The organism is Sarcina sp. DSM 11001 (assembly GCF_900101015.1).
In the GTDB taxonomy this organism is placed as follows: domain Bacteria; phylum Bacillota; class Clostridia; order Lachnospirales; family Lachnospiraceae; genus CAG-791.
In genome coordinates this window covers 38,954-64,247 of the sequence record NZ_FNFZ01000015.1, presented here as the reverse complement: position 1 = coordinate 64,247, position 25,294 = coordinate 38,954, and the positions used below count along the sequence as shown (strand labels likewise).

The window sequence follows — 25,294 nt, the reverse complement described above, 5'->3', positions numbered from 1 at the left end:
CGAGAGTACTTAATCGACAGTACATAAATCGATAGTGGCTTAACCGAAAGTATCTGATCGATAGTTCCGGCTGCGTGTAAATCGAAAGTACTTGATCGCAGGTACAAGATTGAAAGGGTTGATCCGGGCGAAGCCGTCTGTTGTGTACACATAAGGAAAAGGCGCCGGAGAAAACAGCCTGAGCCGTTTCTTCGAGCGCCTTTGCTTCGAAATCTATAGATCAATATCTTATTTTTTGATCTCCCGTTTCCGGTCGATCAAATTTAAGTCATATTATACACGTCCTGAGAAGCATGTCAATAGTATATTTGTATACGATTATACGATTTTCAACAACCCTGTTTTCACCTGCCATGTCATGAACCAGGCAAACAGCAAGTTGATTATTTGTTTCACCGGTAGACATTTCGGGGTGCCTTTGCTTTTCTTCAGTATCTTTTTTCAAAACCGCCGTTTCCCGCCGACGAAGACCGCCTCGACAGAGTAGTCGTCCCGCAAAACAGTAAGATCGGCATCCTTCCCTGTCTGAAGAGATCCTTTGGAGGACTCGAGCCCGATCAGGCGCGCGGGGTTGAGCGTACAGGCGTTGATGGCGGTCTGCCAGGGCAGGCAGGCTTTTTCCACCAGATTGCGGAGACCTTCATTCATCCTCAGGGTGGAGCCAGCCAGGTTTCCGGAGCCCACGAGATGGGCACTTCCGTCCTCATAGAGTTCAATCGGATTTCCGCCGAACAGGACGCGGGTTCCGGCGGGCAGCCCCTTGACCCGGAGGGAATCGGTGACCATGACCCCGTAGTCCGGCCCCTTATTGGTAAAATAGGTGCGGAGCGCTCCCCAGGTGGAGTGGAGTCCGTCACAGATGATCTCCCCGAACACATTGCGGAAGCAGAAGGCGGCGCCGGGGAGCCCGGGTTCCCGGTGATGATAGGGTGCCATGCCATTGTACACGTGCGTCACGCTGCGGGCGCCATTGGCAAAGGCCATGGCTGCCTGGGCGTAGGTCGCGGAGGAATGGCCGAGCGAGGGCACGATCCCGTGCTCCCTCAGGAACCGGGTAAGGTGATAGTCCTCGTCGTGCTCGCAGGCCAGGGTCACGATCCGGATCAGGCTGTCCGAGGCCGCCAGATAGCGTTTGAACTGGTCCACATCCGGGGTCACGCAGAACTGCTCCGGCTGAGCGCCCTTATAGGTCTGGTCCAGATAGGGACCTTCGAAATGGATGCCCAGGATCTGTGCTCCCGGCACACTCTCCGGATCCCTGCGCTGCTGGCGGGCGACCTCTGCGACATTCCGGAGGGCTCCGGTCAATACCTCTTCGGACTGTGTGATAGTCGTGGGGAGGATCCCGGTCACCCCTTCTCCGACGACCTTTTCCAGCCAATCCTTCAGGCCCTGCTCCTCCGCGTCGTTCGTATCAAAACCATACGCACCGTGAGTGTGCACATCAATAAAGCCGGGAACCAGACGCAGATCACCGAAATCCATGTCAGGCACACAGGTCCCATAGGGGCAGATTCCCTCGATCCTCCCGGATTCCGCGGAGACTTCGACCTGGGCCTCCAGCCAGTCATTCAATACCCACACCCTTCTGCTCTGCAGGATCATGTGCTCTTCCTCCCACACTTAATGCGTTATAATCAGGTAGATTCCTCGCAATTATCTACAGGGTTTGAAAAAAAACTGTACACGCCCTCGATAGGGCGTGTACAAAAATCTTAACGCTGAACAGGGATTTTTACAATCGTTTCAGGGACTTTCGGCAAATGTTCCATAAATATGTAAATGCAGGATGACAGCTTTGTTCCGGGCCGGGCTTTATACGGGTTTTCTGTTCACTCTACATCCTGCAGAGCGGCGAAATCTTCTTCTCCGGTGCGGACCTTGACGACGTGCAGCACGTTGTAGACAAAGATCTTGCCGTCCCCGATATGGCCGGTGTACAGGACGCGGCGTGCCGCTTCGATGACTTTGTCTACAGAGATCTTCGCAACGACAACTTCCACCTTTACCTTGGGGAGCAGCGTGGAATCGACCACGGCACCCCTGTATCGTTCCGTGGAGCCTTTCTGAATGCCGCAGCCCATGACCTGGGTCATAGTCATGCCGGTCACGCCGATCTCATTGAGTCCCCGCTTAAGTTCGTCAAATTTGTTAAGCCTGCAGATGATGGAGAGACGGTACATGCCTGTATCCGGGAGCATGTCGGCCGCCACACCGGGCGCTGCACTATTTGCAGCATCTCCCTGGACTTTGACAGCTGCCCGGATCTGTTCCGGGGTCGCCTTTTCATAGTCTTCCTCGCCCAAATCCGTATTTTCATTGACATCCATCAGCATGTTGGTGACGTCGCTGATCGCAAAGCCGGAATAAGCGCTGGTGAGGCCGTGCTCATGCTGGTCCAGGCCGTCGATCTCAACTGCAGCAGGTACGCGCAGACCGACAAAGTGATCGATCAGCTTAAATACGATAAACATGACGACAAGGACATATACGTCGATGGCCGCGATTCCAACCGCCTGGACACCCAAAAGCCTGGCGCCGCCGCCGTAAAACAGGCCTTTCATCACATCATCTTCCCCAGTGGAGAAGAGGCCGACAGCCAGTGTGCCCCAGATTCCGTTCACCATATGGACGGAGACCGCGCCGACCGGATCATCGATCTTTGCGATATTGTCAAAAAACTCAACAGAGAAAACAACCAGGAATCCTGCAGCAAAGCCGATGACAAAAGCTCCGAAGGGGGTCACGCAGTCACAGCCTGCCGTGATGGCGACCAGACCGGCCAGCGCGGCATTGAGTGTCATGGAGACATCCGGCTTTCCATAGCGCAGCCAGGTGAAGAGCATGGCCACGACGGTGGCGACCGCCGCCGCGAGGTTGGTGTTCATAAAGGCCAGGGAGGCGTGGAAGGCATCCGCGCCGTCCGCCATAGAGGCTGTCGAACCGCCGTTGAACCCGAACCAGCAGAACCACAGGATGAAGACACCCAGGGCGACTGCCATCATGTTATGGCCGGGAATGGCACGGGCCTTGCCATCGCGGTCATATTTGCCGATACGGGGTCCCAGCATCCAGGCCCCCAGACATGCGATCACGCCGCCAACGTTGTGTACGACTGCGCTGCCTGCGAAATCGTGGAATCCCAGACCGGACAGCCAGCCGCCGCCCCATGCCCAGTGTCCCCCGATGGGGTAGATTAGAAGAGAGATCGCCGCGGAATACAGGCAGTATGCCTTAAAATTAGTGCGCTCCGCCATAGAGCCGGACACGATCGTCGCGGCTGTCGCGCAGAACACCGTCTGGAAGATGACGAAACACCAGAGAGGCATGGCCTGCGGTACAACTGTATTTTCCGCCCCGTAGAGTCCGCGGATCATGGGATCCAGTCTGCCGATGAAAGGGGCTGTGCTGCCGAACATCAGACCGAAACCCACCAGCCAGAAACAGGGCGTCCCGATACAAAAATCCATCATGTTCTTCATCAGGATATTGCCTGTGTTTTTTGCTCTCGTCAGCCCGGCTTCGCAGAGGGCAAAACCGGCCTGCATGAAATAGATCAGTGCTGTAGCGATCAGCACCCATGTGACCGTAGATACATTGAAGTTCATTTTTCTCTCACTTTCCGCTCGCATTTTTGTCGCTGATACGATTTCTTTACGAACTCGTTTACACCAAAGAAATTAACTGTCGTTTCTGCATACTCCCCATACTCCCTTTCGAGGGCAGGTACAGAAATCCGGGAAAATCCCCCCTGAAAACAAAACAGTCCGGACTCATTTCGAGTCCGGACTCCTTTGTCCGAAGAATCCCGATCCGGGCAAGCCGGCATTCTGCCGCGGATCGATTCTTGTCTTAACCGGGTTGTGGCGGCCATGCCGCCCTCTTTCCCCCGACCGGCCTGTGTCCGTGTCCGCTCTCAAGGCGGAAATTATAGTACACTTGCCGTGTTATAAAAAGCAAAGGCGCTGCAGGAAATTGATCCCTCAGCGCCTTTGCTTTTATGTCTGTTATTATACACGGTTTACATGGAAAGTCAAACGTTATTGTATACAATTATACATTATTCGGAATAGTTTTTTTGTGCCATTTAACAAGAATGATGAAAACAGCAAAAGTCCTCTCAAGAAGACCTCTGCTGACTGCCCTTTTTAATCGGCCGCCTGTTGTCAGGAGTTTTTCCGGCTTCTTTGGGTTATCCGAACCAGTGCGATTAAATTGTTATCAGGTTTTCATTAGACCAGTTCTTTAAGAACATCCCGGTACTTCTCTTCGATGCTCTTCTCAAGTTCCTGGAAAGCAGGAATAAACTCGTTGATTACCCTGTCTGCAAGCTCAGCCGCTGCCGTGCCGTCATACATATGCGCCATATTATTTCTCTGTGCCAGCATACCCAGCCAGATATTTTCATCCATACAAGGGTAAAACCTGTAAGCAGCTTTCAGGATTTCCCGAGGAGAACCTGTAGCTGCCACAGCTGCGCCCTCATAACGCAGCAGTTCTTTCAGCACTTTCCATCCAAGCTCAAACTGCAGAGAAAATTTATCAATAATGCCTCCAATGATAAACTCATTGCTCAGATCCTGTTCCCCGGCCTGGCTGAGCACGGCAAGATTTCTTTTATAATTGTCAAACTTCTTCATAGAGAACCACACCCTCTTTCCGGATCATATCCAAGAGTTCTGCGCTGGCGGTATGATCAAGATCCACTACATCATAAGTCAGGAGTGTGTCTGTCTCCTCTTCCACCGCAAGCCGGAAAAGATCTGCGTTTCCACCGGAGACAGCCAGATCAATGTCACTGTCCCTGTGAAAGATTCCTCTTGCCCGGGATCCGAAAAGAATCACTTTTTGAATCCCATACTTTATTGCGTGGTCACGAATCTGTTCCAGCACGACAGGTTTGATGCCTGAGTTAAAAAGATAGTCTGCCCGAGCCGGGTATTTTGTGCTTAAGCTCATAGTCTGACTCCCGATCATATGTCGATTACTTTTCAATAAGCTGGATTATCAGCAATCTCCTGCCTGCCAAGGTAATACTGAATTCCAAGATTCCCGGGCTCCAGATTGTTCAAAAGGATCCGTTTCATATCCGGACATTCCGAAATATAATTGAGAATTGCAAACTCTTTGTCCAGCTTAAGAAAATCCTTGTTTGACAGCACATGCGCACGTTTATATTTTTCTGTAGCAAGAAACATGAGGAAGATGGTATTGTTCAGCCTTTTATCAGACATATGTTCTCGCCTCCTTCCTGACCCGCGTAAAGCAGAATTGCGTTCATATAATCCTGCATTGTGGCAGGAAATCATTAGAGAGTGCAAAGTGCTTCACCTGTTCAAAATTCCGTATCCACGGTTATGGGTACATTACGCCATTCTAAGATAGATATCTGCAAGTGCTGTATTCTATTTCTTTAATAGTACGCAATTAAGAAAAAAGTATCAAGACAGAAATGATTTCCGGGAAATGGTCAAAAACAATCATACCATCACACCGTACAGCCTGCCTCACCCCCAAACATAATAAACAGACAATAAAAAGATGAAAGCAGTCTTTGCGAGAGTACGCTCCCGCCGGACTGCTTTCTTTATCTTCGCCTGGCTTATGTGCTTCACGGTCATTCCAGCTCTATACTGCCATCTATATCTTGTGTCCGCAAGGTCTTTTTCATCCTCTATCCGGTATGGTTTTTCCATCTATTCCGTCTGGTCCGGATCTTTTTCGAGTTTTTTGTAGACGAAATGTAGACATGCACACTTTCACTGTACTACATAGGACCTGTGGTTCTCCGCGCAATTAACCAGGTTCGAAAGAACAGCCTGAACGGAAATCCCAAATGCATCGTCACTGCTATTTATGCTTATCCTCGAAGAATATTCCTTCCATCCTCCATCATTCTGGATAGCCTCGTATATTCCTCTTCCAACATCCACCGACCTTTTTCTGTAATAACATACCATTTCTGCCGACCCTCCTGACGTGTCTTCCTGATTATCCCACTCCCCTCAAACTTAGGAAGCATGGCATAGAGAGTTCCGGGGCCGACAATAACCCGCCCCTGTGAAATTTCCTTCACGCACGCCATGATGTCCACACCACAGCATTCCTGTACAAGTGCAAGGAGAATATAATACATTGGCTCCGACAGAGTCTGAAACTGTTCTCTAGCCACAGAATTTCTCCTCTCTTAACATAAAGGACTGATCACAATCCCAGCTTCTCCCGGAATGTTGCGATTTGTGTTTGGTTCAACGTCTCTGTTATTCCTTGTTTAAATCCAATCACAAGGATTGCTGTTTTTTCAGATTCATGTTCCTGTGCGGGAAGAATATAGCGAACAAAATACAATCCCCCTTCTGCATTGCCTGCCTCAAGATAGATGGCCTGATCTGCATTCCATTCAACTGTCACGTCCCGGATTCCTTCAGCATCCGCTTCTGAAGTCCTTTTCGCACTGGAAACAAGTCTATTCCAGACGAAATCAGCAACGACTCTGTAGGGGGTTTTGCAGAGCTCGTATTCCAGAAATACTCCGTCTTCATCAACAGGCGGATGATTCTCCCATTCTGTAAGTTCCTCATCTGTCCAGGTCCTGCCGGGTCTATTCATTTCTTCTTCCCATGCCTGTAATGCTTCCTCAAATCCCGGAGTTGGGCAGTCAATCTCATAACGGATGACAGTTCCAAGGACGTTGTGCCTGAAGAATGTCGAAAAGCTCTCTGTATCACGCTCATCCCGGATTTCTATAAGATCTGTGACTGCAATAGGCGGGGAAATCTCTTGAATGGGCTTTGGCAGGCTGTCATCTTCTTTCCCATAGACACTTTGAATCATGGAAAAAAACCACACTGCAAAAAAGCAGAACAGACCTGCCAGAATGATCCGGCGCTGTCTCGTTTCGCGAGTTGGACGCCCAAGCTGATTATAGAATTTCACGCCATATATAGCAAACAGGGGAAGCCAGGCAATGCCAAAGTGTATGCTCTGCCATCCTGATGGATGTCTCTGCACCAGGTTCGAAATAAGGAAAACCGCGAGCCAGATAACCAGAGCTGTCCAGGCACAAAGAAGAATCCTATGCAAGATTTTTCCCATACGTCCAATCCTGCAGTTCAGCTGACCTGTCTGCCCAATCTCCTGTTTTTTACGCTTATGCCAGATATATGTATACAAGAGATAAAAAGCCTGCTCCAAAAGGAGTAAAAAGTACATTACTCCAACAGCGAAAAAGATGGGATTGAAGACATTCACTGCAGAATGGGAGAGGCGAAAGTCAAGCAGCAGTATATAGCCCCAAGAGATCAGAAGGATCAGCAAGGAAACAATGAAACCTGTTACAGCTGAGATCTTCTGAGCGCCAAATGATGTTTCCAGACGCTCCTGCGGTGTCAGAATCGGAACGGCGTCCTCCCGGATCCTCCGAAACACTACAAACCGCCCTCGGGAATCGACAAGTTCCCAGCCTGCAGCCTCACAATAAGAGGCAAAATCAAGCGTATCTTCCGTCGGTGCCAGATCGTTTTCCGTGTTCTTTAAAAAGACCTGCACATCATACACCTGCTCCTCCGGCTCACAAGCATCAAATAAAAATCCAAAACAAAACCGGCGGAAGTTCCATCCTCTTCCTGCCATCTTTCCCAGCCAGTCCGCCATTTCGTCACACTGAAGATAGTTAAAGGATACAGGAACCCATTTTCTTTTCACGATCAGCCTCCTACATATCGTGTGTCGATATTACTATATTCACAATATAACATCGATACTCGATATAGTCAACTGGTGTTACTTGGATAATGGCTTTATCTCTATCCCTGCTTTTATATCTCATAAAAAACAGGGATTGCCTGACTGCAAAATCTCTATATTTTATCTAAAGCCCAATGCAATTCTCATCTCCTATACATCGGTTATGCGACCGTTATATCTGACATACAGACACTTCCGTGTCGAATTGGCTAATCACATTTTGACGAAACAATTCATCTTCTACAAGGTGCTCTTTTCTGCTATAATAGTTTACGTGCTGCCATATACGGTAGGCGGTTATCAGCCCTCACGAAGGCCTGAAAAGGTAATACGGAGGGGCGCTGGACGTCCAGGGGACGTCCGTTCAGCGCCGACCGTAGTGGAACGAAGACCTGTGACCCTCCGATCAGATAACCGGATCCGGAAGACCAAATCGAACGGGAAACCGTGAAAAATGGAAAACCGAGGAAAGGAATCCTTAGAAAGGAGGGCTGAGCTATGTTGACACTTGAAGGACTGGTAGGTATCCTCAGCCTTGTGCTGGGTGCGTTCAGCCTCGTAAAGACTTTAGTCTTTTGCCATCGGCAAAGATAGAGGAAGAAGTAATTCTGAATCGAAGACACAGAAATGACCGCCCAAGCTCTGCAAAAGTGAGGCGGTCATTCTGTGACTAACTTATAATTCGGGCTGGCCGTCTATCGGCAGCACTTTTTCTGCTTTTATATTACCATCCAGATAATTGTTCGTCAAATTGATTTAACGGTGATCAAGTCTGTCCTGTTCTACCTATCTGATTATATCCTCATTCGACATCTTTTTCATCATCGAGATACGAATCACCCTATATACTACGAACACCAGGAATACAATTAGCAATAGGTTCATTTTACACAGATCCTTGATTTCATCTGCAAAAGAAAACGTGAAAGCCAGTTCCACCAACACAACGAAAACAGATATTTCATCAGCCTGCCCCTTTTGGACGTATTTGATTATTGTTCCAAGGCATAAGAGCAGAGGTATGTCTATTATCCCTATAAGCAGGAACACAATAATCACCCACAGGATTCCCTGAATAACCCGGGCGAGTTCATCCTGAGGAATGATCTGCCCCAGGCTAGATACACTTGAGGCAATATTGCCGATTCGAACCCATATCCACTCGATCACCTGTCCGTTCATATGGAAAAACTCCTCTAAATCCTGCATGAAGACTTCGGTTCTGTAAGCTGTAATCATTGTCATGACTGTCGCAAAGGACAGCGTAAAGAACACAAATGCGGAATAACCTCTCCTCATCCTGCGATAATGCGTCTCGAAGGTTTGCAGCTTATCCCTTATGATCTGCTTTGAGCGCCGTTCCACTTCTTTCTCCAACATTTTCTCTCTGCCTGAAACAGCAGTTTCCCGTTCTCCCAGTTCAACTTCCAGGATTTTCAGAGTTTCCTTCCGCTGTGTGTATTCTCTCCTCGCCTCCCGTATCGCAGACTCTGCTTTCTTTTCAGCGGTCGAAACCGCGATTTCTGCTTCTCGTCTTACGCTCTGTACGCTTTCCCTGGATTCTATGATCTGCCTCTTGAGTATTTCGTTCCGCTTCAGCACGAGATCGCTCTCGCTCAGTTTCCCGATCTGTTCGTTCAGTGACACGATGGTTTCGCTTTTCTTCCGAAGCTCGTTCCTTAAGATCGAGTTCTGCGAGGAGAGCAGCGATACCGTCTGCCGGGCTTCCAGGATTTGAGCCTGAAGCGTCTCGTTTTCTTCCTGCTGCTCCTCCAACAAGGTAAGAAGCTCGTCGGTTTTTGAGTCGTTCAAGCCTTTCATCACGTTCCGCCTCTCTTTCAGCAATAAGCTGCTTTAATTCTTTAATTCGCTGATCTGTTCCTTCAATTTCCCGATCTGTTCGTTCAATCTCTTCCCCTGCTTCAGCAACTGCTCGTTGGAGTTCATAGATTCGTCCAGCTGTTCTTTCAAGCTCCGGTTTTCCATTCGCAATTCCTCGATTTCGTCCTGCTGTTTCTCCAGGATCTCCTGCATCTGTTCCTGCACCCTCAGCATCTCGAGCACGTCTTCCAAGTTCTTTAAATCGTCCATAGATCTCCTTTGCCTTTTCTGTGATCAATCGGGTCAGCTCCATCGCCAAATCTTTCATCTGTCGGCGGATAGAATTGCGTTCATCAATCTGCCTGTTAATCCGGCATCGGTCTGAGGATTTCCCCTCCTTTTCCATCTGCCTGGCAGCAACTCCTTCATGAATCGTCGACTCTATCTCAAGGCCCTGTCGTTTATAGCTTCGATGATCAATGCGATTCTCTTCTGCAAGATATCTGTTGCAGTGTTCTGCCCAGGAAGCCCGCCATATTTCCGCCATGGAGTGCTCATTCCAGTCATTGGCCGGAATAGAAATCTTTTCCCAAAGATACTCTGTTCCTTTTCCTTTCCGGACACGTGTTTTCTGTCTGCCGTCCTGATCGAGCGCCGGAATCCGGTACTGAAAAGTATTCTCCTTATCTTTCGGATCATATACAGGAAGGCTGGGATCATAGATTGGTCTTCCCTGAGCATCCCGTGTATTTGCGAAAACAGTTTTCTGCTTTTTCAGCCACTGTTCATGCTCATCAAACCCACGCATTGTTAAAAGAATGTGCGCATGGGGATTTCCGTCGTTTTTATCATGAAGTGCCCAATCCGCTATCATCCCTCTACCTACGAAGTTTTCCTGAATATAATCACGCACACACTCAATCTGCTGATTTCGATCCAGTTCTGTGGGAAATGCCACTTCCACTTCTCTTGCTAACTGCGCATCCGACCGCTTCTCAATTGTCTGAACTTCATTCCATAAGGTCTCCCTGCTTTTATATCTGACAGGAGCATTATGAGGGAGCAGAATCTCATTCATAATAACTCCGCCCTTCCTGGTAAAATCATGAGTCAGACCGGTCTCTTCATTGTATAATTTCTCGCCTGCCCGGTAAGCGGCCGAAGCTACAGCTGATCTTCCGCCGGTGCGGCTGATGATCTTTATAGAGCAATGATAAATTGACATTCCATACTTCCTTCCCTACAGCAAGTTTTTCCTCAAACGTCTGACTTGCCGGTGCCCCGCAGGGCAGCATAGGTGGTCACTTTTCTGGGGAAACCTGGCTGTACCGTCCGCAGCACTTCATGCAGATGAAACCTGTCGCCGTCCGCGCAGGACCGCCTCCCCGGCGTAAGGGGCCTGCATGGAATGCCCGCCGACGGAACGCGCCCGGCTTGACCGGTTGGGGCAGTGTGCTACCCCAAACTTATACATGTGGGTCTCCGCCCACATATAAGTGCGCCCTTAATGTATTAAGGGAACTGCGAAATCACTGCTCCCACCGCTCCGGATTTGGATTCGAGACTGCTTCCGCATTCATGGCGCGAGTAAAATAGTGTCCATTTGTTTCCTGTTTTTTCAAAAAATTTAATAGTTTCGGTTTATCTTCCTCTGTCGTAGATCTTCCTAAAACAGATTCAATGATTGCTCCAAGTTCAATCAATCTGTGACTGCGCTTTTTCGCTTCATCTGCAGCCTGTTTTTTCTTCAGCGCATTCTCCCGCGCTTTGAGCTGGCTCTGCTTTTTCTGAAGATCTGCGATTCTCTCTTCATACGTTTTTGCCGCCACTTGTTTCCTCCTTTTCAAATCTTCTGTCAAGGATTTCAAGAATTGTTTTCAGTGTCTCTGCCTGAGCCGGATCCATCTCCTCCAACCTGGGATTGCGATGAATCGTTTTTGCCAACTCCTCAATCCTGTTCCTGATCTCGGTAAAGGACCGGATATTTCCTCTTACAAGAATTGTCTGGTACAGACAGCTCTGGATAAAAAAATCTGCTTTTTCCATTCCGGTCGCTGATATTCGAGCCTCAATCAATTCCTTTTCCTTCGGTGAAACACGAAAATTCATAATCGTATTTCTCAATCTGTTTTTCTCATTTTTTCTTTTTGGCTTTGTCCCTTTCGACTGCGTAGATCTGCGGTAGATCTTGTCTTCTCCTCCATCAATCTTCATCAATCTCCTCCCCGGTTTCCTTAAAGGCCTGGTCAAGTTTTTCTGCCATCTCCTGCTGCACAGACGGATACAGGTGTGCGTATCGCTCTGTGATCGTACTGCTCTCATGCCCGAGTCTCTCCGCAATCTGGACCGGTGAATAGCCAAGGTCAATCAGAAGAGCACAGTTTGAGTGCCTGAGATCATGGATCCGGATCCGCTTTACACCCGCAGCCTTTGACCCACGGTTCATCTCATGATGCAGATAACTCTTTGTAATAACAAAGATCCGGCTTTTATCGTCGACTTTATAAAGAGAATCAAAATATTCCTGCATTTCATCACACAGCGACTGGGGAATGTCGATCACGCGGATGCTCTTCATGGACTTGGGGGTGAGAATCTTTTCCACACCCTTGATCACCTGATAATTCTTATTGATCCGCAGCTTACGGTTTTCCAGATCAAAATCCTCTTTTGTAAGCGCCAGCAGTTCCCCGACGCGGATGCCGGTCCAATACAGCACCTGGAAAGCATAATAGGAAATCGGCTTTTCCTTCATTTCATTTGAAAACTTCTGGTATTCCTGCTTTGTCCAGAAAAGCATCTCCGCATTTTTGCTTGTCCCCATTTTCTTTGTCGCATCGCACGGACTCTTCGGCAGGTCATAGTACTTGACGGCATGGTTGAAAATCGCATTCAACTGATTCTGGATCGTCCTTAGGAAGGTGGGGGCATATCCTTTTCCATCTTCATCCCGACTTGACAATAATTCGTTCTGCCACTGCAGAATATCTATCGCAGTGATTCCTGAAAGACTTTTCTGCTCAAAATAAGGTCTGATATGGGTGTTGATAATGTTTTCCTTATTTGCCATCGTAGTCTCTTTCAACTGCGGCCGGACATCGTTCAGATAGCAATCAATGAAAGAGGAAAACCCCATCTTGATATCCTTCCTCATTTTTGCCAGGAATTTCCTTTCATAAGCCAACGCCTCCTTCTTGGTTGAGAACCCGCGTTTCTCGTGCTTGACACGTTCTCCCTTCCAGTTTGTGTAATAGCAGGCAACACGCCAGCTATTGCCTGTGTAACCGTTCCATTTGTCCCTGTAAACAGCCATTAAGCTACACCCCCTCGATACAATCGATAATTCAATTTTCTGCCTTCAAAAACGATAATATGTCCCCGGCACATCTCTATCAGTCTGCTTCCGACAGCCTCATCGAAACTGATCAGTTCATCCAAAGTTTTCTCCGTGCTGATGATCAGCGGCAGGTGATTGTTGTATCTGTAATTCACGATTTCGTAAACAATGTTTATATCTGCTTCCGTGATCTTTCCTTTCAGGAAATCATCGATAAACAAAACTGCAGCTTTTTTATATCGGTTCATTTCATCCCTGTATGCCTTTTCATCTGTCACCTTTGCTTTCAAAGCTGTCATCTCCTCTCGGTAGCCCATATAAATCACGGGAATCCCCTGATCGATCAGCCGGACACTGCAGGCTGTTCCCAGATGTGTTTTCCCTGCACCGACTTGTCCGCAAAGCAAGAGGGAATTGGAATCAGAGTCGGTCCTCTCTGCAAATGATTCTGTATACTGCATTGCAGTCCTCTTTGCGTCCTCAAGCAGAGGGTTGCCGCAAGTCATGAAAGAATCAAATGTCTTTGATTTGAACAGCTTTGCCAGTCCGCTTCTCTCAAGACGCTTTCTCGCTTCTTTTACAGCGGTACATTTGCAGGGTTTCGAATAAGTGCGTCCGTTTTCATCTTCGAAATAGACATATCCAAGATTTCTGCAGACCGGACACATCTCTTTCCTCTCATCCATACATGCCTCCTTCCCTTTCCCTGGCCAGTTTCCTGAGTTGCTCAGAGTATCCGGATTCTTTGTGCTCCATGGCAGGAATACTTGTCTTATATCTATATTCTGTGCACCATGCATAGATGGTCTTGTGATTCAGGCACCCATGATATGGCTTTCTTAGTATTCTTCCGATTACTCCATCTACAACAGGCTTTGAAAACGTATGAACAAGTTCCCGATACTCATCTTCGGTAAGAAATTCATTGCCAAGGCGGAATATGGGGGTTTGTGCTTCTGGTGTGACAGGAACTCTACTCACCTCTCCTCTACTCTCCTTACCTGCACTTTCCTTACCTCTACTACACTGTGCGGACATAGTGCCGTCCACGGACGGTCCAGATTTCTTAACCAGGTCTGACCTCTCTTTTTTTTCGAGAAGCTTTACTTCCGGAAGTGTCTGCTGAAGAAGCTCTTTATGAATACTATCCTTCTTTCGATCAGGCCTGATTTTGTTCTGCTCCCGCCAGTCCATGACATAGGTCACCAGATCTTCATTCAGGATCCGGACAAACCCTCTGGCATGCAGGACCTTCAAGTCGTCCTCATTTGCTCTGATCAGGTTGATTACAGAATATGCTTCAACGATCCCGTCATCATCAGCGTTCATGACCAGGTGAAAATACAGATTCTGAGACGATACCGGCATCTTTAAAAACCTGGCGCTCTCCACAACGGATCGGGAGAACATTCGTCTCTCTGCCATATCTATTGCTCCTTTCATTCCGTTTTCATTCCCTGCACTCCATCAATGTGCCCCCGCTCCCAGACAGGCTTCCTCATACCAGATCCGGTTAACCTTTCCGGGTACCACAATTGCCTTCGGATACGCTTCTTTCATGGAAGCATTCAGCTCCCTGATTACTTCGTATGCCTTGGATCTCGATACTCCAAGATCCGCTCTCACAGTTTCTACTCCAACAAACAAAGATTTATTCTTATTATTCATAACCCCTCCTTCAATATGTCTATCGCATCCTTAAACAGTCATATATTTATGTCTGTGGATAATATAATACGACCACACTTAATGCTTGTCAACAGTAATAGTCATGTTTTTAGGTCTATTTTTTCATAAAGGAATTACTTTTTTCTGCTTGTTATGGTAGAATACAGGAAGAAATTTATGATGTTTTATGAGAGGAGACAAACGTGACTCTTGGGGAGAAGATTAGAAAATACAGAATTCTAAAGGGATGGACACAGAAAGACCTAGGGCTTGCTGTAGGTTTTTCCGCTTCCACAGCTGATTCCAGAATCAGAAAATATGAAAAAGATCTGATGGCTCCAAAGGGAGAGATCAGGACAAAACTGGCAGATGTATTGGATGTTGATCTTGCTGCTCTGTCAGATATCGATATCCGGACAGATGAGGATGTGATGCAGGCACTTTTTCTGTTTGAAGATTTGTTTGGGATGGATATAGAGAAAAAAGATGGGAAGACCACTCTGGTCTTTGATGATAACAACAGGAGAATACGGACCCTCATCACCTACATGAATTTGTGGAGAAATCAAAAGGCCGCTATCCTCTCAAGTCCGGGGGAAGCTTCTTCTGAGCAGCTCAAGGCTTATGAATCCTGGAAAGGGAAATTCGGCACGAATGCCCGGGAATATTTTTCCGCAAAAGAGCATTCACTGCATACCCACTATGATCCACTGGTAGAGAAAGCAGGTAAACTCCATTCTCATTTTAAAAACACATCTGAGTTTGCCCTCCTCCTGAGGAGTATTGTGGAATCCGGTTTTACAGTTGCTACTTCTTTTGAAGATGCTCCGAACAGCTTAAAAGGCCCCGGTTTTACCTTTGTAGTCAATGAGCTTTTAACTCCGCCCTCAGACCAGGCTGAAGAGCTTTTTGCACAGTTTCTGTCGGAACTGGACTACTATTCAAGCCTGGGAGCAGATATCTATACAGACTTCCAATTGACTGACCGTCAGCTGACCATAACATATTGCATTCCTGTTCCCTCTTTCAGTGTTGTTAAAAGTCAGATTGACGATTTTCTGGAGTATATGCGGAATAGCGGAGAAGAAAATGACTTCCTGCGCGACAATTTTGAGATCATGTTCAGGGATAGTCTGCAGGAAAACTCCAACGATATTGCGGAAGAAATCAAGTTTTATTGCAGTAAGTAGAGAACAGAATCTCTGAAAAATGTAGACATTTTGTAGATGAAGAAAGCGGAGAGCCTTATAAATCAAGGCTCTCCGCTGATTTTGTACTATTCCAGCTCTATTGTTCCGGGCGGTTTACTGGTAATGTCGTAGAGCACGCGGTTGACTCCTTCCACCTCGTTGATAATTCGGTTCATAGTGGTCTGGAGGACATTCCATGGAATCTCGGCCGCCTCGGCAGTCATGAAGTCGCTGGTAATGACGGCACGGAGGACAACAGCCAGGCCGTAGGTGCGGTGGTCGCCCATGACACCGACGCTGTGCATGTTGGAGAGGGCGGCAAAATACTGGCCCAGGTTCTCGTCCACACCTGCCTTATGCAGCTCTTCGCGGAAAATGTAGTCCGCCTCGCGCACGATTTCAGCCTTGTAAGGTGTGATCTCGCCAATGATGCGGACAGCCAGACCGGGACCGGGGAAGGGCTGACGGTAGACCAGTTCACGCGGGATACCCAGTTCCAGGCCGACACGGCGCACTTCATCCTTGAAGAGCATACGCAGGGGTTCAATGGGAGTCTCATCGAAGCCGAGTTCACGTACTACTTCGATGGGAAGACCACCCACGTTGTGATGGGATTTGATCACGTCACCTGTCTTGCCGTCGCCGCTTTCGACGACATCCGGGTAGATGGTCCCCTGCGCCAGATAGCGCACTTTACCCTGCAGTTTTCGGGCTTCGTCGCCGAAGACGCGGGGAAACTCCTCCCCGGTGATGGTGCGCTTGATCTCGGGATCCGTCTGCCCGATGAGCCGTCTGAAAAAGCGCTCCTGGGCATTGACGCGGACGAACTGCAGGTCAAAGCTGCCCCTGGGTCCGAAGATATTCTCCACCTCGTCTCCCTCATTTTTACGCATGAGGCCGTGGTCGACAAAGACGCAGTGAAGCTGGTCGCCGATGGCTTTTGACAGCAGAGCCGCGGTCACAGTGGAATCAACCCCGCCCGAAAGTCCCAGGAGTACGTGGCTGTCTCCGATTTTTTCCCTGAGTTCTTTGATGGTGCGCTCGGCGAAGGAGGACATCTGCCAGTCCCCGCTGCAGCCGCATACATCCATGACGAAGCCGCGCAGCATCTTCCTGCCTTCGGGCGTATGTTCCACTTCCGGATGAAACTGAACCGCATAGAGCTTCTTTGCGGGATTCTCCATTGCGGCGACCGGGCAGTTGGCGGTGTGCGCCGTGATCCGGAATCCGTCCGGAATCCGGGCAATGTAGTCTGTATGGCTCATCCAGCAGACCGTATTTACGCCATTTTCATCTGTGCCGTCTCTCGTCTCCACGTCCCGGAACAGCAGGGAATCCGGCGCGTCGATCACCACCTCTGTGCGGCCGTATTCGCTGACAGGAGCGGTCCTGACCGCCTCCGGATTGCAGGCATAACCTGTGCCGGAATCCATATCTTTCGTTTCAGAGACAGCAGAGGCACCGCAGCGATAGGCCATGAGCTGTGAGCCGTAACAGATTCCCAGGATAGGGATTCCCAGATTGAACAAGTCAGGAGGACAGGTGGGAGACTTCCCGTCATAGACACTGGCAGGACCGCCTGTCAGAATGATCCCCTTCGGATTCATTTCCTTTATTTTTTCAATCTCCAGTGTGTATGGATGGATTTCACAGTAGACATTGCATTCCCTGACCCGGCGCGCAATCAGCTGCTTGTACTGTCCTCCAAAATCCAGAATCAGTATTTTGTCCATCTCCGCCCTCCGTTTTTCAAACCGCAAAAATATTGTTTAAAATCTGCAAAAAATATTGTTTAAAATCTGCAAAAAATATACTTTATAATCTGCGAAAATGCGCAGAGGCGCCTGCAGGTACGATCGATCATTCCTGCAGACGCCTTTGCCTGCAGACTGGTATTCTATCCAAAGAGCAGACATGTGTCAAGAAAGTTTCATTCTGTCCTGTCCCGGGCTGGAGTTTCTTCCATCGCGACCATGAGGTGCTCTCTGGACATGTCGTAATAGAGAGTGAGTCCGGTATTTTCGGTCTCCCACACCTTGACGATCCCGGACAGGCCGCCGGCGTTTTCGGCATACCCGGCAAGTCTGTTCTCACACCGGCCGAGGAGCTCCGGGGCAAAATGGACGGTGCTTTCTGTCTCAAAGACGGCGGTGTAGAGGATGCCGGCTTCCACGAGGTCCTGGAAGATGTGGCTGCCGTAGCTCAGCTCCGGTATGTAGCCCGCCTTCGATTCGGAGATCTCCACGATCATATCAAATTCGCTGATATCTGCGAAAGCGGAGGGGACGCCCAGCTCCGCCGAGGAGGTGCAGATACGCCCGGGGGTAAGGAGCAGCATCCTCTTCCCTTTTCCGCGCAGCTTCCAGTTTATGGCGGACAAGATGTCCCGCACTCTGAATTTGTCGCGGTAGGGCATCTGGTAATAGGCGATCGGATCGACATAGACCACCAGATCCACCGGGAAAGTCCGGGAAAAGCCCATGGAGACCTGTTTTGTCTCGAGGAAAATTTTATCCGCCCGGACCTCGGGAACGACCACCGGATCTCCCTCTTTTGTCTGCTGCAGAGGGCGGCACTGGAGCAGGTCAATGACATAGTCTCCGGAGGGATCAATGTTGATCGTGTACTCGATATCAACGGGATACACATAGGCCTCCTTGAGGAGCTGGAGGATCCCCCGCATATCGTCCATGAGCTGTTTGTTTTTTACCAGACCGTCGCAGGAAACATAGTAGATCAGCCGGTCCTGTCCCCTGTCCCGGAACATTCTCTCGGCGTCCCAGTCGTGGGACAGAAGGAGCCGGGTCATATAGGACGGGATCTCCTTCCGGATCTTCTCCGGGTCGAAGCCCTCCACCTGGCCGCTCGCAAAGCTGACAGCGTCCACCAGACGCTGGGAAAACTGATGCTTTTCCGATGACGTGGTCATGGTGACCCTGGTGGGATCCTCCATCATTACCATACGCGGGTAGGAGCCTGTCCGCCGGTCCACCGCCGCCGTCCCCAGTCCCATGACCAGGCGCAGCATGCCCTCACTGGGATGTTCCATCCCGAACCTGTAGGGACTGATGGAGTAGCCCACGCCGGCCGCGCAAGGCATGTAGAAGTCCTCATACCGCGAACCGGATACGCGCTGTACCAGAATCGCCATCTGCTCGTCCCGCTTGTCGAGGCCCCTGCGCTTGCGGTAATCCAGGGCCGACAGGCTCATCGTGCTGGCATAGACCGTCCGGACTGCCTGTTCAAAGGTCTCCAGGCGCTCGTCCGGCGACCCGTTTCCCGCACAGAAAACAGACTCGTATTTGCCCGCAAAAGCATTTCCGAAGCCGTCCTCCAGGATAGAGCTCGACCGCACGATAACCGGGTCGCTCCCATAGTATTCCAGGATCCGGCGGAACTCCTCTTCCATCGCGTCCGAAAAACGGCCGCTCAAAAGCTTCTGCCTGGACTCCTCCGCCAGGGCAAAATACCCCTCCTCCGTGCGCTGCCGCACTCTCAGATCCCAGAAGCCGTTGTCCACGATATAGGTATAAAAGACATCCGACCCGATGTAAAAAGAGTCGTGGGGTTCAATGCGGCTGTAGATATCCGGCCGCAGGTTTTCTGTCAGCTTTCTGGAGAGCAGCATGCCGGTGGCCTTGCCTCCGATCATGCCCGTGCCCACCATCCTGTCATGGATCTCAAAATAGTCCTCCGGCCTGAAGTGCTCCTTGATGAGCTCCCTCAGTCTTTCGTCCCTGGAAAGCATGATATTGCAGAGCCTGCCGCATTCCTCCGTGACATCCATGCCGCTCTCATATTTGATTCTTGTCTTCTGAAAAAAGCGCTCCCAGCTGTCCATGCTCTGGTTGACCGCCGCGTTTGCCTTATTCATCCTCTGGTAAAAGCGGCTCACCCGGACCCCGTCCGTCTCCGGTACAAAAGTCCCTTTCGCCGGCTCAAACAGGTGAGGCAGGAACATGGTGGCCGACTCCCTGCGCCAGACCTTTTTGGGCCGCACATACATTGTGGAGGGGAGATCCTCATTGGGGAAGACATCCAGAAACAACTGGGTCGTGTCCCGGATCTTGGCAATGGCATCAAAAGAGTGCCTTCCCCGGATCACCGGAAAATAGGCCACTGTATCCAGTATGAACAAAAAGGGACAGGTCAGATGAAAGAAATCCCCCATCAGAAGATCTGTCGCCCAGGCCGCCTCCAGTTCCGAAAGACAGTCAAAAACATAAAAAGCGTCGAAACCCTCTTTTTCGATGATGTTGTGGATCTCGACAGTAAAAGTCTCGAACCGGTGCGACAGGGGCACGTGTACGACACGGAGGCCCTCCATCTCGGGCAGGATCGGCTCATGCTCCGCGAACCGGATGTATAAGAGATTCCTCCCGTCCCGGATCGCCTGCTCCACAAAGGGGACCGCGACCGCGCGGAATTCATCCAGCGAACTGACCTGCCAGACCACATTGTCGCCCAGACGGATGCAATGCAGGGCGTCATCCATCGCGGGAATGCCCGATTTGATCTTTTCAAATGCCGCCATAGGATACCTCCTTCCTCATACAGCATCAATCGTGGAAATGCCCATGGTCATCTCCTCCAGGACATCCAGCAGCATGCGGACTGTGTCCAGGGAAGTCAGCATGGGAACATTGTTCTGAGCAGCGCAGGTCCTTATGCGGATTCCGTCTCCGTAGTGGACTCCGGAAAGAATGGCCCGGGTGTTGATCACATAGCTCACAAAACCGGTCCGGATGATGTCCAGGATCTCTTCGCTGCCCTCACTGGGTTTGCGGCGGATCCTGGTCCGGATGCCCGCTTCTTCCAGATATTCTCCTGTCAGGGTCGAAGCTTCGATGTTGAATCCCATATCGTAAAAGCGGCGGATCAGCGGGATGGTCTCCAGCTTGTCCTCATCGGCGACGCTCACCACCACCGTACCGTAGCTGCGCAGGCGCACTCCCGAAGCGATCATGGCTTTGTACATGGCTCTGTGAAGTTTCCTGTCATATCCGATCGCTTCCCCGGTCGATTTCATCTCTGGAGACAGATAGGCATCCATGCCCAGAAGTTTTGAAAAAGAAAAAGCCGGAACCTTGACATAACAGCGTTCTTTTTCCCGGGGGTAAATGGCTGACAAAACCGGTCTTCCCGGAAAAACTCCCTGTCCTGTAAATGAAACGAACTTCTTCGGATAATGACTGTTTGCGCCCGGAAGATTTTCCTGACACGTGGATGCAGGTATATTCCGGAAGGAAGCCGCCGCTGTAAAATCTGCCCTTTTCCATGTCCCGACCGCCTCCTGCGTGATCCCCTGTTCCCGCAGGGACACGCCAAGACTCACCAGGGTCGCGATATCCGCCAGGCTCCAGCCGGTGGCTTTGGAGAGAAAAGGCACAGTCCTGGAGGATCTGGGGTTGACCTCGATGATATAGACCCGGTCATCGCGGTCCACGATGAACTGGATGTTAAAAAGCCCTCTGATCCCGATCCCCAGCCCCAGCCTCTTCGTGTAGTCCAGAATCAGGTTCCGGACAGACGAGGAAAGGCTGTAGGGGGGATAGACGCTGATGGAATCGCCGGAGTGTACGCCGGTCCTCTCGACCAGTTCCATAATGCCGGGGACGAAAACATCGACGCCGTCACAGACCGCGTCCACTTCCACTTCTTTGCCCCGTATATACTTGTCCACAAGGACCGGCTTGTCGGCGTCGATCTCAACGGCAGTCTGAAGATATTCGTACAGTTCTTCCTCCTTGCCGACGATCTGCATGGCGCGGCCGCCCAGGACAAAGCTGGGCCGCACCAGGACGGGGTAGCCGATCTCAGCGGCGGCCCGGATCCCCGCCTCAACAGACGTGACCGCATGCCCTTTGGGCTGCGGGATCTCCAGCTCCTCCAGAAGCTTTTCAAAGCAGTCCCTGTTTTCCGCCCGCTCGATGGCGTCGCAGTCTGTACCGATGATCCTGACGCCCCTCTTGTGAAGGGGCTCCGCCAGGTTGATGGCTGTCTGTCCGCCAAGGGTCGCAATGATGCCCTCGGGCTTTTCCATCGCGATCACATTCATCACGTCCTCGACGGTCAGAGGCTCGAAATAGAGTTTGTCGGAGCAGGTGTAGTCCGTGGACACCGTCTCCGGATTGTTATTGATAATGATCGCCTCATAACCTGCCCTGCGGATGGTCTGGACGGCGTGGACCGTCGAGTAATCGAATTCCACGCCCTGGCCGATCCTGATCGGTCCCGATCCCAGGACTATGATTTTTCTGAGGCTGCTGCCGGAAAAATTCTTCTCCCTGAAATTTCTTTCCCTGTATTTGGCTCCAACGCCTCTGTTCTCTGAATCCCCGACGGGAAGGGCCTCGTTCTCTTCTTCATAGGTCGAATAAAAATAGGGGACATAACTCTCAAATTCGGAGGCACAGGTGTCGATCATCTTATAGACAGGAACGATCTTTTTTTCCTGGCGAAAGGAAAAGACCTGCTCCTCGGTCATGTTCCAGAGCACACTGACCGCCCGGTCTGAAAAGCCCATGCGCTTGGCTATCCACAATTCCTCTGTGTCTCCGGGATTCTGACGAAGGCGCTCTTCCTCCTCTACGATCCTCCGGAATACACGGATAAAAAGGGGATCGATCCCGGTTCTTTTAAATATCTCTTTTACTGCCTCGTCTTTTGTTTTGTTTTCTATCTCATATCCGTTTCCTTTTTCTGTCTCTTTTTCTAATCCTGTCTCTTTTTCTAATCCTGTCTCTTTCTCTTTATTCTCAGTCTCCTTATTCTCTGTCTCCTTTTCCTCTGGTTTCTTTTTCTCTGTTTCACTCTTCCATGAGTCCTTTTTCTCTGTCCCGTCCCGGAGGAGCTTCGCTATGGCAAAGATTCTGTCGTCCCTGCCCTCGTGGATATACTGCAGCAGGTCTTCTTTTTCCATACGGTCAAATTTGGGATCATACAGATGGAAATGACCGGTCTCAAGGGCGCGGACAGCCTTCAGCAGGCTCTCCTCCATCGTCCTTCCCACGCTCATGACTTCGCCGGTGGCCTTCATCTGGGTCGAGAGAGTGTTGTTGGCATCCGCAAACTTGTCAAAAGGAAAACGGGGCATCTTGGTGACCACATAGTCAAGAGCTGGCTCAAAGCAGGCGGGTGTATTGGCCAGCATGATCTCATCCAGGGTCATTCCGATTCCAATCTTGGCGGAGACACGGGCGATGGGATAGCCGCTGGCCTTGGAAGCCAGGGCGGAGGAACGGGACACGCGGGGATTGACCTCAATGAGATAGTACTGAAAAGATGCGGGATCCAGGGCAAACTGGACGTTGCAGCCGCCCTCGATCTCCAGCGCCCGGATCACCCGGAGGGCGCTGTCCCGGAGCATATGGTACTCCTTGTTGGTGAGAGTCTGGGAGGGACAGACCACGATGGAATCCCCGGTGTGGATGCCCACCGGGTCGATATTTTCCATGTTGCAGATAGTGACGGCGGTGTCATTTTTGTCCCGCATGACCTCATACTCGATCTCTTTGAAGCCCTTGACGCTCTTTTCAATCAGGACCTCCTGCACGGGAGACAAGGCCAGGGCATTTTTCATGAGAGACAAAAATTCCTCTTCATTCTCCGCAAATCCCCCGCCGGTGCCGCCCAGGGTAAAAGCCGGGCGCAGGACGACGGGAAAGCCGATCCGGCGGACGGCCGCCAGTCCTTCGTCTATATTATGAGCAGTTTCAGAGGGCAGGACCGGCTCCCCGAGTTCCTCACACAGCTCCTTGAAAAGTTCGCGGTCCTCCGCCTTCTCTATGGAACTGCTTTTGGTACCCAACAGCTCCGTCCCGCATTCAGCCAGCACACCTTTCTTCTCCAGCTGCACGGCGAGGTTGAGGCCGGTCTGGCCCCCAATCCCCGGAAGGATGGCATCCGGGCGCTCGTAGCGGATAATTCTGGCGACGTATTCCAGAGTCAGAGGCTCCATATATACCTTGTCAGCAATCGACGTATCCGTCATGATCGTCGCCGGATTGGAGTTGCACAGGATCACCTCGCAGCCCTCCTCCTTCAGCGCCAGACAGGCCTGGGTGCCGGCATAATCGAACTCCGCCGCCTGCCCGATCACGATGGGTCCCGAACCGATCACAAGGACTTTATTGATTTCTTTTCTCTTGGGCATGCTAAGCCTCCTGTATCCATCGTTACCAGAGTATGGTTTTGGAAATAAATTTTGAAAATAAAAAACAACGGGTCAGTTGCGCATGGCTTTCAGGAACTTACTGAACAGATATGCACTGTCCTGCGGGCCGGGAGCGCTCTCGGGATGGTACTGCACGCCGAAAGCGCCGTCAGCCGTGCATTCCACACCTTCGATGGTCTGATCCAGGAGGTTGATATGCGTTGTCTTAAGAGGAGTCGCCGGAAGGCTTTCCTTCTCTATGGCATAGGAGTGGTTCTGGGATGTGATCTCGATCTTTCCCGTCGCCAGATTTTTGACGGGATGGTTGCCGCCCCGGTGGCCGAACTTGAGTTTATAGGTGTGGGCTCCGTAGGCCAGAGACAGGATCTGGTGGCCCAGACAGATCCCGAAAACGGGAAAACTGCCGAGCAGGGAGCGGACAGCCGCGATCGTCTCAGGTACATCCGTCGGATCTCCGGGGCCGTTGGAGATCAGGATCCCGTCAGGGCACAGGGACCGGATCTCGTCAGCGCCTGTATTCCATGGTACGATCGTCACATGGCAGCCCAGCCTGTTCAGGGAGCGGATAATATTCCGCTTTATCCCGCAGTCTATGGCAGCGACATGCAGGGCTTTTTTTGTCTGCGATCCTGTGATGGGATCCACAGAGGATGCCGCGGCCCGGGAAACAGCAATGCCTGGCTGATCTGCGGCAAGAGAAAGATCCTCAATCGACAGAGCTCCACTCCCGAGGCATCCCGAGGCAGACAGTAAAGCGGGCACAGTACCTGTTCGGTGGGATGCCCCACCCCCGAGGCCTCGCGCTGCAGGCAGCGGAGGGGATTCCCACCGCTGTCTACAGCTCACGCGGGAGACTGCATCGGACGAAAGAACAGTCTCCTGCAGTATCTCGAGTCCCCGGGCTGTGGACATAGAGGCATCCGCGAGGAGGGCTTTCCGGGTGCCGTAGTCCCTGATCGAACGGGTCAGGGCGCGGGTATCCACGCCGGTGATCCCGGGAATACCGTTTTTTTCCATCACCTCTCCAAGAGTCTGCCGGCTGCGATAGTTAGAGGGCTCGTCATTATATTCGCGGACGATCATGGCTCCGATGGAAGGGATACACGATTCATAATCCTCTGCGGCCATACCGTAGTTTCCTATCAGGGGATAGGTCATTACGACTGCCTGATCGGTATAGGACAGGTCCGAAAGGATCTCCTGGTAGCCCGCCATGGAGGTGTTGAAAACGATCTCACACACCCTGTCCTGCAGGCTTCCGAATGCGTATCCGTAGAATTCCCGCCCATCCTCCAGGATGATTTTGCGTCGTATTTTTTCTTTCATATCAGTGTTTGAGACCTCCGTTCATGCTGC

General features: G+C 50.6%; 22 protein-coding genes. 1 reads left to right on the top strand and 21 read right to left on the bottom strand.

Annotated elements, in window-relative coordinates:
- Positions 1-268: 268 nt before the first annotated feature.
- The 17 genes from BLT02_RS17170 to BLT02_RS09410 all read right to left on the bottom strand — a co-directional run bounded on the left by BLT02_RS17170 (position 269) and on the right by BLT02_RS09410 (position 14,572).
- A complete protein-coding gene (locus tag BLT02_RS17170; RefSeq protein WP_175453763.1) occupies positions 269-445 on the bottom strand; it encodes a hypothetical protein in 177 nt (58 codons plus the stop codon).
- On the bottom strand, positions 442-1,605 hold the full coding sequence (gene nagA / locus BLT02_RS09490) for an N-acetylglucosamine-6-phosphate deacetylase (protein ID WP_092994330.1): 1,164 nt from the start codon (positions 1,603-1,605) through the stop codon (positions 442-444). Before nagA ends, BLT02_RS17170 begins: the two co-directional genes overlap by 4 nt.
- Positions 1,606-1,832: 227 nt before the next feature.
- The gene (locus BLT02_RS09485; protein ID WP_092994327.1) at positions 1,833-3,608 is read right to left on the bottom strand and encodes an ammonium transporter; all 1,776 of its coding nucleotides are present in this window, start codon (positions 3,606-3,608) and stop codon (positions 1,833-1,835) included.
- A 624-nt stretch (positions 3,609-4,232) separates the two neighbouring features.
- Complete coding sequence (locus BLT02_RS09475; RefSeq protein WP_092994321.1) at positions 4,233-4,640, bottom strand: HI0074 family nucleotidyltransferase substrate-binding subunit; 408 nt, start codon at positions 4,638-4,640, stop codon at positions 4,233-4,235.
- On the bottom strand, positions 4,627-4,959 hold the full coding sequence (locus BLT02_RS09470) for a nucleotidyltransferase family protein (protein ID WP_092994318.1): 333 nt from the start codon (positions 4,957-4,959) through the stop codon (positions 4,627-4,629). Before BLT02_RS09470 ends, BLT02_RS09475 begins: the two co-directional genes overlap by 14 nt.
- Before the next feature lie 32 nt (positions 4,960-4,991).
- A complete protein-coding gene (locus BLT02_RS09465) occupies positions 4,992-5,234 on the bottom strand; it encodes a hypothetical protein (RefSeq protein ID WP_092994315.1) in 243 nt (80 codons plus the stop codon).
- A 273-nt stretch (positions 5,235-5,507) separates the two neighbouring features.
- The gene (locus tag BLT02_RS09460; RefSeq protein ID WP_092994312.1) at positions 5,508-5,696 is read right to left on the bottom strand and encodes a hypothetical protein; all 189 of its coding nucleotides are present in this window, start codon (positions 5,694-5,696) and stop codon (positions 5,508-5,510) included.
- A 164-nt stretch (positions 5,697-5,860) separates the two neighbouring features.
- Positions 5,861-6,172 (bottom strand): PadR family transcriptional regulator, encoded by a 312-nt coding sequence (locus BLT02_RS09455; RefSeq protein ID WP_092994308.1) that lies wholly within the window; start codon positions 6,170-6,172, stop codon positions 5,861-5,863.
- Between the two features lie 32 nt (positions 6,173-6,204).
- The gene (locus BLT02_RS09450) at positions 6,205-7,704 is read right to left on the bottom strand and encodes a DUF2812 domain-containing protein (protein ID WP_092994305.1); all 1,500 of its coding nucleotides are present in this window, start codon (positions 7,702-7,704) and stop codon (positions 6,205-6,207) included.
- An 828-nt stretch (positions 7,705-8,532) separates the two neighbouring features.
- Entirely contained in the window at positions 8,533-9,348 is an 816-nt protein-coding gene (locus BLT02_RS09445) for a DUF6040 family protein (protein WP_139187515.1), read from the bottom strand.
- Positions 9,248-10,792: a MobQ family relaxase gene (mobQ, locus tag BLT02_RS09440; protein ID WP_092994298.1), complete on the bottom strand. Its 1,545-nt coding sequence runs from the start codon at positions 10,790-10,792 to the stop codon at positions 9,248-9,250. The genes BLT02_RS09445 and mobQ overlap by 101 nt, the downstream gene beginning before the upstream one ends.
- A 304-nt stretch (positions 10,793-11,096) precedes the next feature.
- The gene (locus tag BLT02_RS09435; protein WP_242869757.1) at positions 11,097-11,414 is read right to left on the bottom strand and encodes a relaxasome subunit MobC; all 318 of its coding nucleotides are present in this window, start codon (positions 11,412-11,414) and stop codon (positions 11,097-11,099) included.
- Positions 11,377-11,781: a plasmid mobilization protein gene (locus BLT02_RS09430; protein ID WP_092994292.1), complete on the bottom strand. Its 405-nt coding sequence runs from the start codon at positions 11,779-11,781 to the stop codon at positions 11,377-11,379. Before BLT02_RS09430 ends, BLT02_RS09435 begins: the two co-directional genes overlap by 38 nt.
- Positions 11,771-12,880 carry a site-specific integrase gene (locus tag BLT02_RS09425; RefSeq protein ID WP_092994289.1) on the bottom strand — a complete coding sequence of 370 codons (1,110 nt, stop codon included), beginning with the start codon at positions 12,878-12,880 and terminating at the stop codon, positions 11,771-11,773. Before BLT02_RS09425 ends, BLT02_RS09430 begins: the two co-directional genes overlap by 11 nt.
- Positions 12,880-13,590: an ATP-binding protein gene (locus BLT02_RS09420; RefSeq protein WP_175453762.1), complete on the bottom strand. Its 711-nt coding sequence runs from the start codon at positions 13,588-13,590 to the stop codon at positions 12,880-12,882. Before BLT02_RS09420 ends, BLT02_RS09425 begins: the two co-directional genes overlap by 1 nt.
- On the bottom strand, positions 13,583-14,329 hold the full coding sequence (locus BLT02_RS17165) for a replisome organizer (protein WP_175453761.1): 747 nt from the start codon (positions 14,327-14,329) through the stop codon (positions 13,583-13,585). The genes BLT02_RS09420 and BLT02_RS17165 overlap by 8 nt, the downstream gene beginning before the upstream one ends.
- Positions 14,330-14,371: 42 nt before the next feature.
- Positions 14,372-14,572, bottom strand: coding sequence for a hypothetical protein (locus BLT02_RS09410; protein WP_092994280.1), 201 nt, complete (start codon positions 14,570-14,572; stop codon positions 14,372-14,374).
- Positions 14,573-14,775: 203 nt separating this feature from the next.
- Between BLT02_RS09410 and BLT02_RS09405 the strand changes: the two genes are divergently transcribed.
- Entirely contained in the window at positions 14,776-15,762 is a 987-nt protein-coding gene (locus BLT02_RS09405; RefSeq protein WP_092994277.1) for a helix-turn-helix domain-containing protein, read from the top strand.
- Between the two features lie 86 nt (positions 15,763-15,848).
- On the opposite strand, the gene guaA is transcribed toward BLT02_RS09405, so the two are convergent.
- The 4 genes from guaA to BLT02_RS09385 form a co-directional block, all read right to left on the bottom strand.
- Positions 15,849-17,495, bottom strand: a complete 1,647-nt coding sequence (gene guaA / locus BLT02_RS09400) for a glutamine-hydrolyzing GMP synthase (protein ID WP_092994274.1) — start codon at positions 17,493-17,495, stop codon at positions 15,849-15,851.
- A gap of 197 nt (positions 17,496-17,692) precedes the next feature.
- Positions 17,693-20,296, bottom strand: coding sequence for a PEP/pyruvate-binding domain-containing protein (locus tag BLT02_RS09395; RefSeq protein ID WP_092994271.1), 2,604 nt, complete (start codon positions 20,294-20,296; stop codon positions 17,693-17,695).
- Positions 20,297-20,311: 15 nt separating this feature from the next.
- A complete protein-coding gene (gene carB, locus BLT02_RS09390) occupies positions 20,312-23,917 on the bottom strand; it encodes a carbamoyl-phosphate synthase large subunit (protein WP_092994268.1) in 3,606 nt (1,201 codons plus the stop codon).
- A 72-nt stretch (positions 23,918-23,989) separates the two neighbouring features.
- Complete coding sequence (locus BLT02_RS09385; RefSeq protein ID WP_092994265.1) at positions 23,990-25,264, bottom strand: carbamoyl phosphate synthase small subunit; 1,275 nt, start codon at positions 25,262-25,264, stop codon at positions 23,990-23,992.
- Positions 25,265-25,294 lie beyond the last annotated feature (30 nt).

Coding starts and splice junctions, on each gene's coding strand:
- nagA (WP_092994330.1), bottom strand. CDS start 1,605: ATGATCCTGCAGAGCAGAAGGGTGTGGGTATTGAATGACTGGCTGGAG.
- BLT02_RS09485 (WP_092994327.1), bottom strand. CDS start 3,608: ATGAACTTCAATGTATCTACGGTCACATGGGTGCTGATCGCTACAGCA.
- BLT02_RS09475 (WP_092994321.1), bottom strand. CDS start 4,640: ATGAAGAAGTTTGACAATTATAAAAGAAATCTTGCCGTGCTCAGCCAG.
- BLT02_RS09470 (WP_092994318.1), bottom strand. CDS start 4,959: ATGAGCTTAAGCACAAAATACCCGGCTCGGGCAGACTATCTTTTTAAC.
- BLT02_RS09465 (WP_092994315.1), bottom strand. CDS start 5,234: ATGTCTGATAAAAGGCTGAACAATACCATCTTCCTCATGTTTCTTGCT.
- BLT02_RS09460 (WP_092994312.1), bottom strand. CDS start 5,696: ATGGAAAAACCATACCGGATAGAGGATGAAAAAGACCTTGCGGACACA.
- mobQ (WP_092994298.1), bottom strand. CDS start 10,792: ATGTCAATTTATCATTGCTCTATAAAGATCATCAGCCGCACCGGCGGA.
- BLT02_RS09430 (WP_092994292.1), bottom strand. CDS start 11,781: ATGAAGATTGATGGAGGAGAAGACAAGATCTACCGCAGATCTACGCAG.
- BLT02_RS09425 (WP_092994289.1), bottom strand. CDS start 12,880: ATGGCTGTTTACAGGGACAAATGGAACGGTTACACAGGCAATAGCTGG.
- BLT02_RS09420 (WP_175453762.1), bottom strand. CDS start 13,590: ATGGATGAGAGGAAAGAGATGTGTCCGGTCTGCAGAAATCTTGGATAT.
- BLT02_RS17165 (WP_175453761.1), bottom strand. CDS start 14,329: ATGGCAGAGAGACGAATGTTCTCCCGATCCGTTGTGGAGAGCGCCAGG.
- BLT02_RS09410 (WP_092994280.1), bottom strand. CDS start 14,572: ATGAATAATAAGAATAAATCTTTGTTTGTTGGAGTAGAAACTGTGAGA.
- guaA (WP_092994274.1), bottom strand. CDS start 17,495: ATGGACAAAATACTGATTCTGGATTTTGGAGGACAGTACAAGCAGCTG.
- BLT02_RS09395 (WP_092994271.1), bottom strand. CDS start 20,296: ATGGCGGCATTTGAAAAGATCAAATCGGGCATTCCCGCGATGGATGAC.
- carB (WP_092994268.1), bottom strand. CDS start 23,917: ATGCCCAAGAGAAAAGAAATCAATAAAGTCCTTGTGATCGGTTCGGGA.
- BLT02_RS09385 (WP_092994265.1), bottom strand. CDS start 25,264: ATGAAAGAAAAAATACGACGCAAAATCATCCTGGAGGATGGGCGGGAA.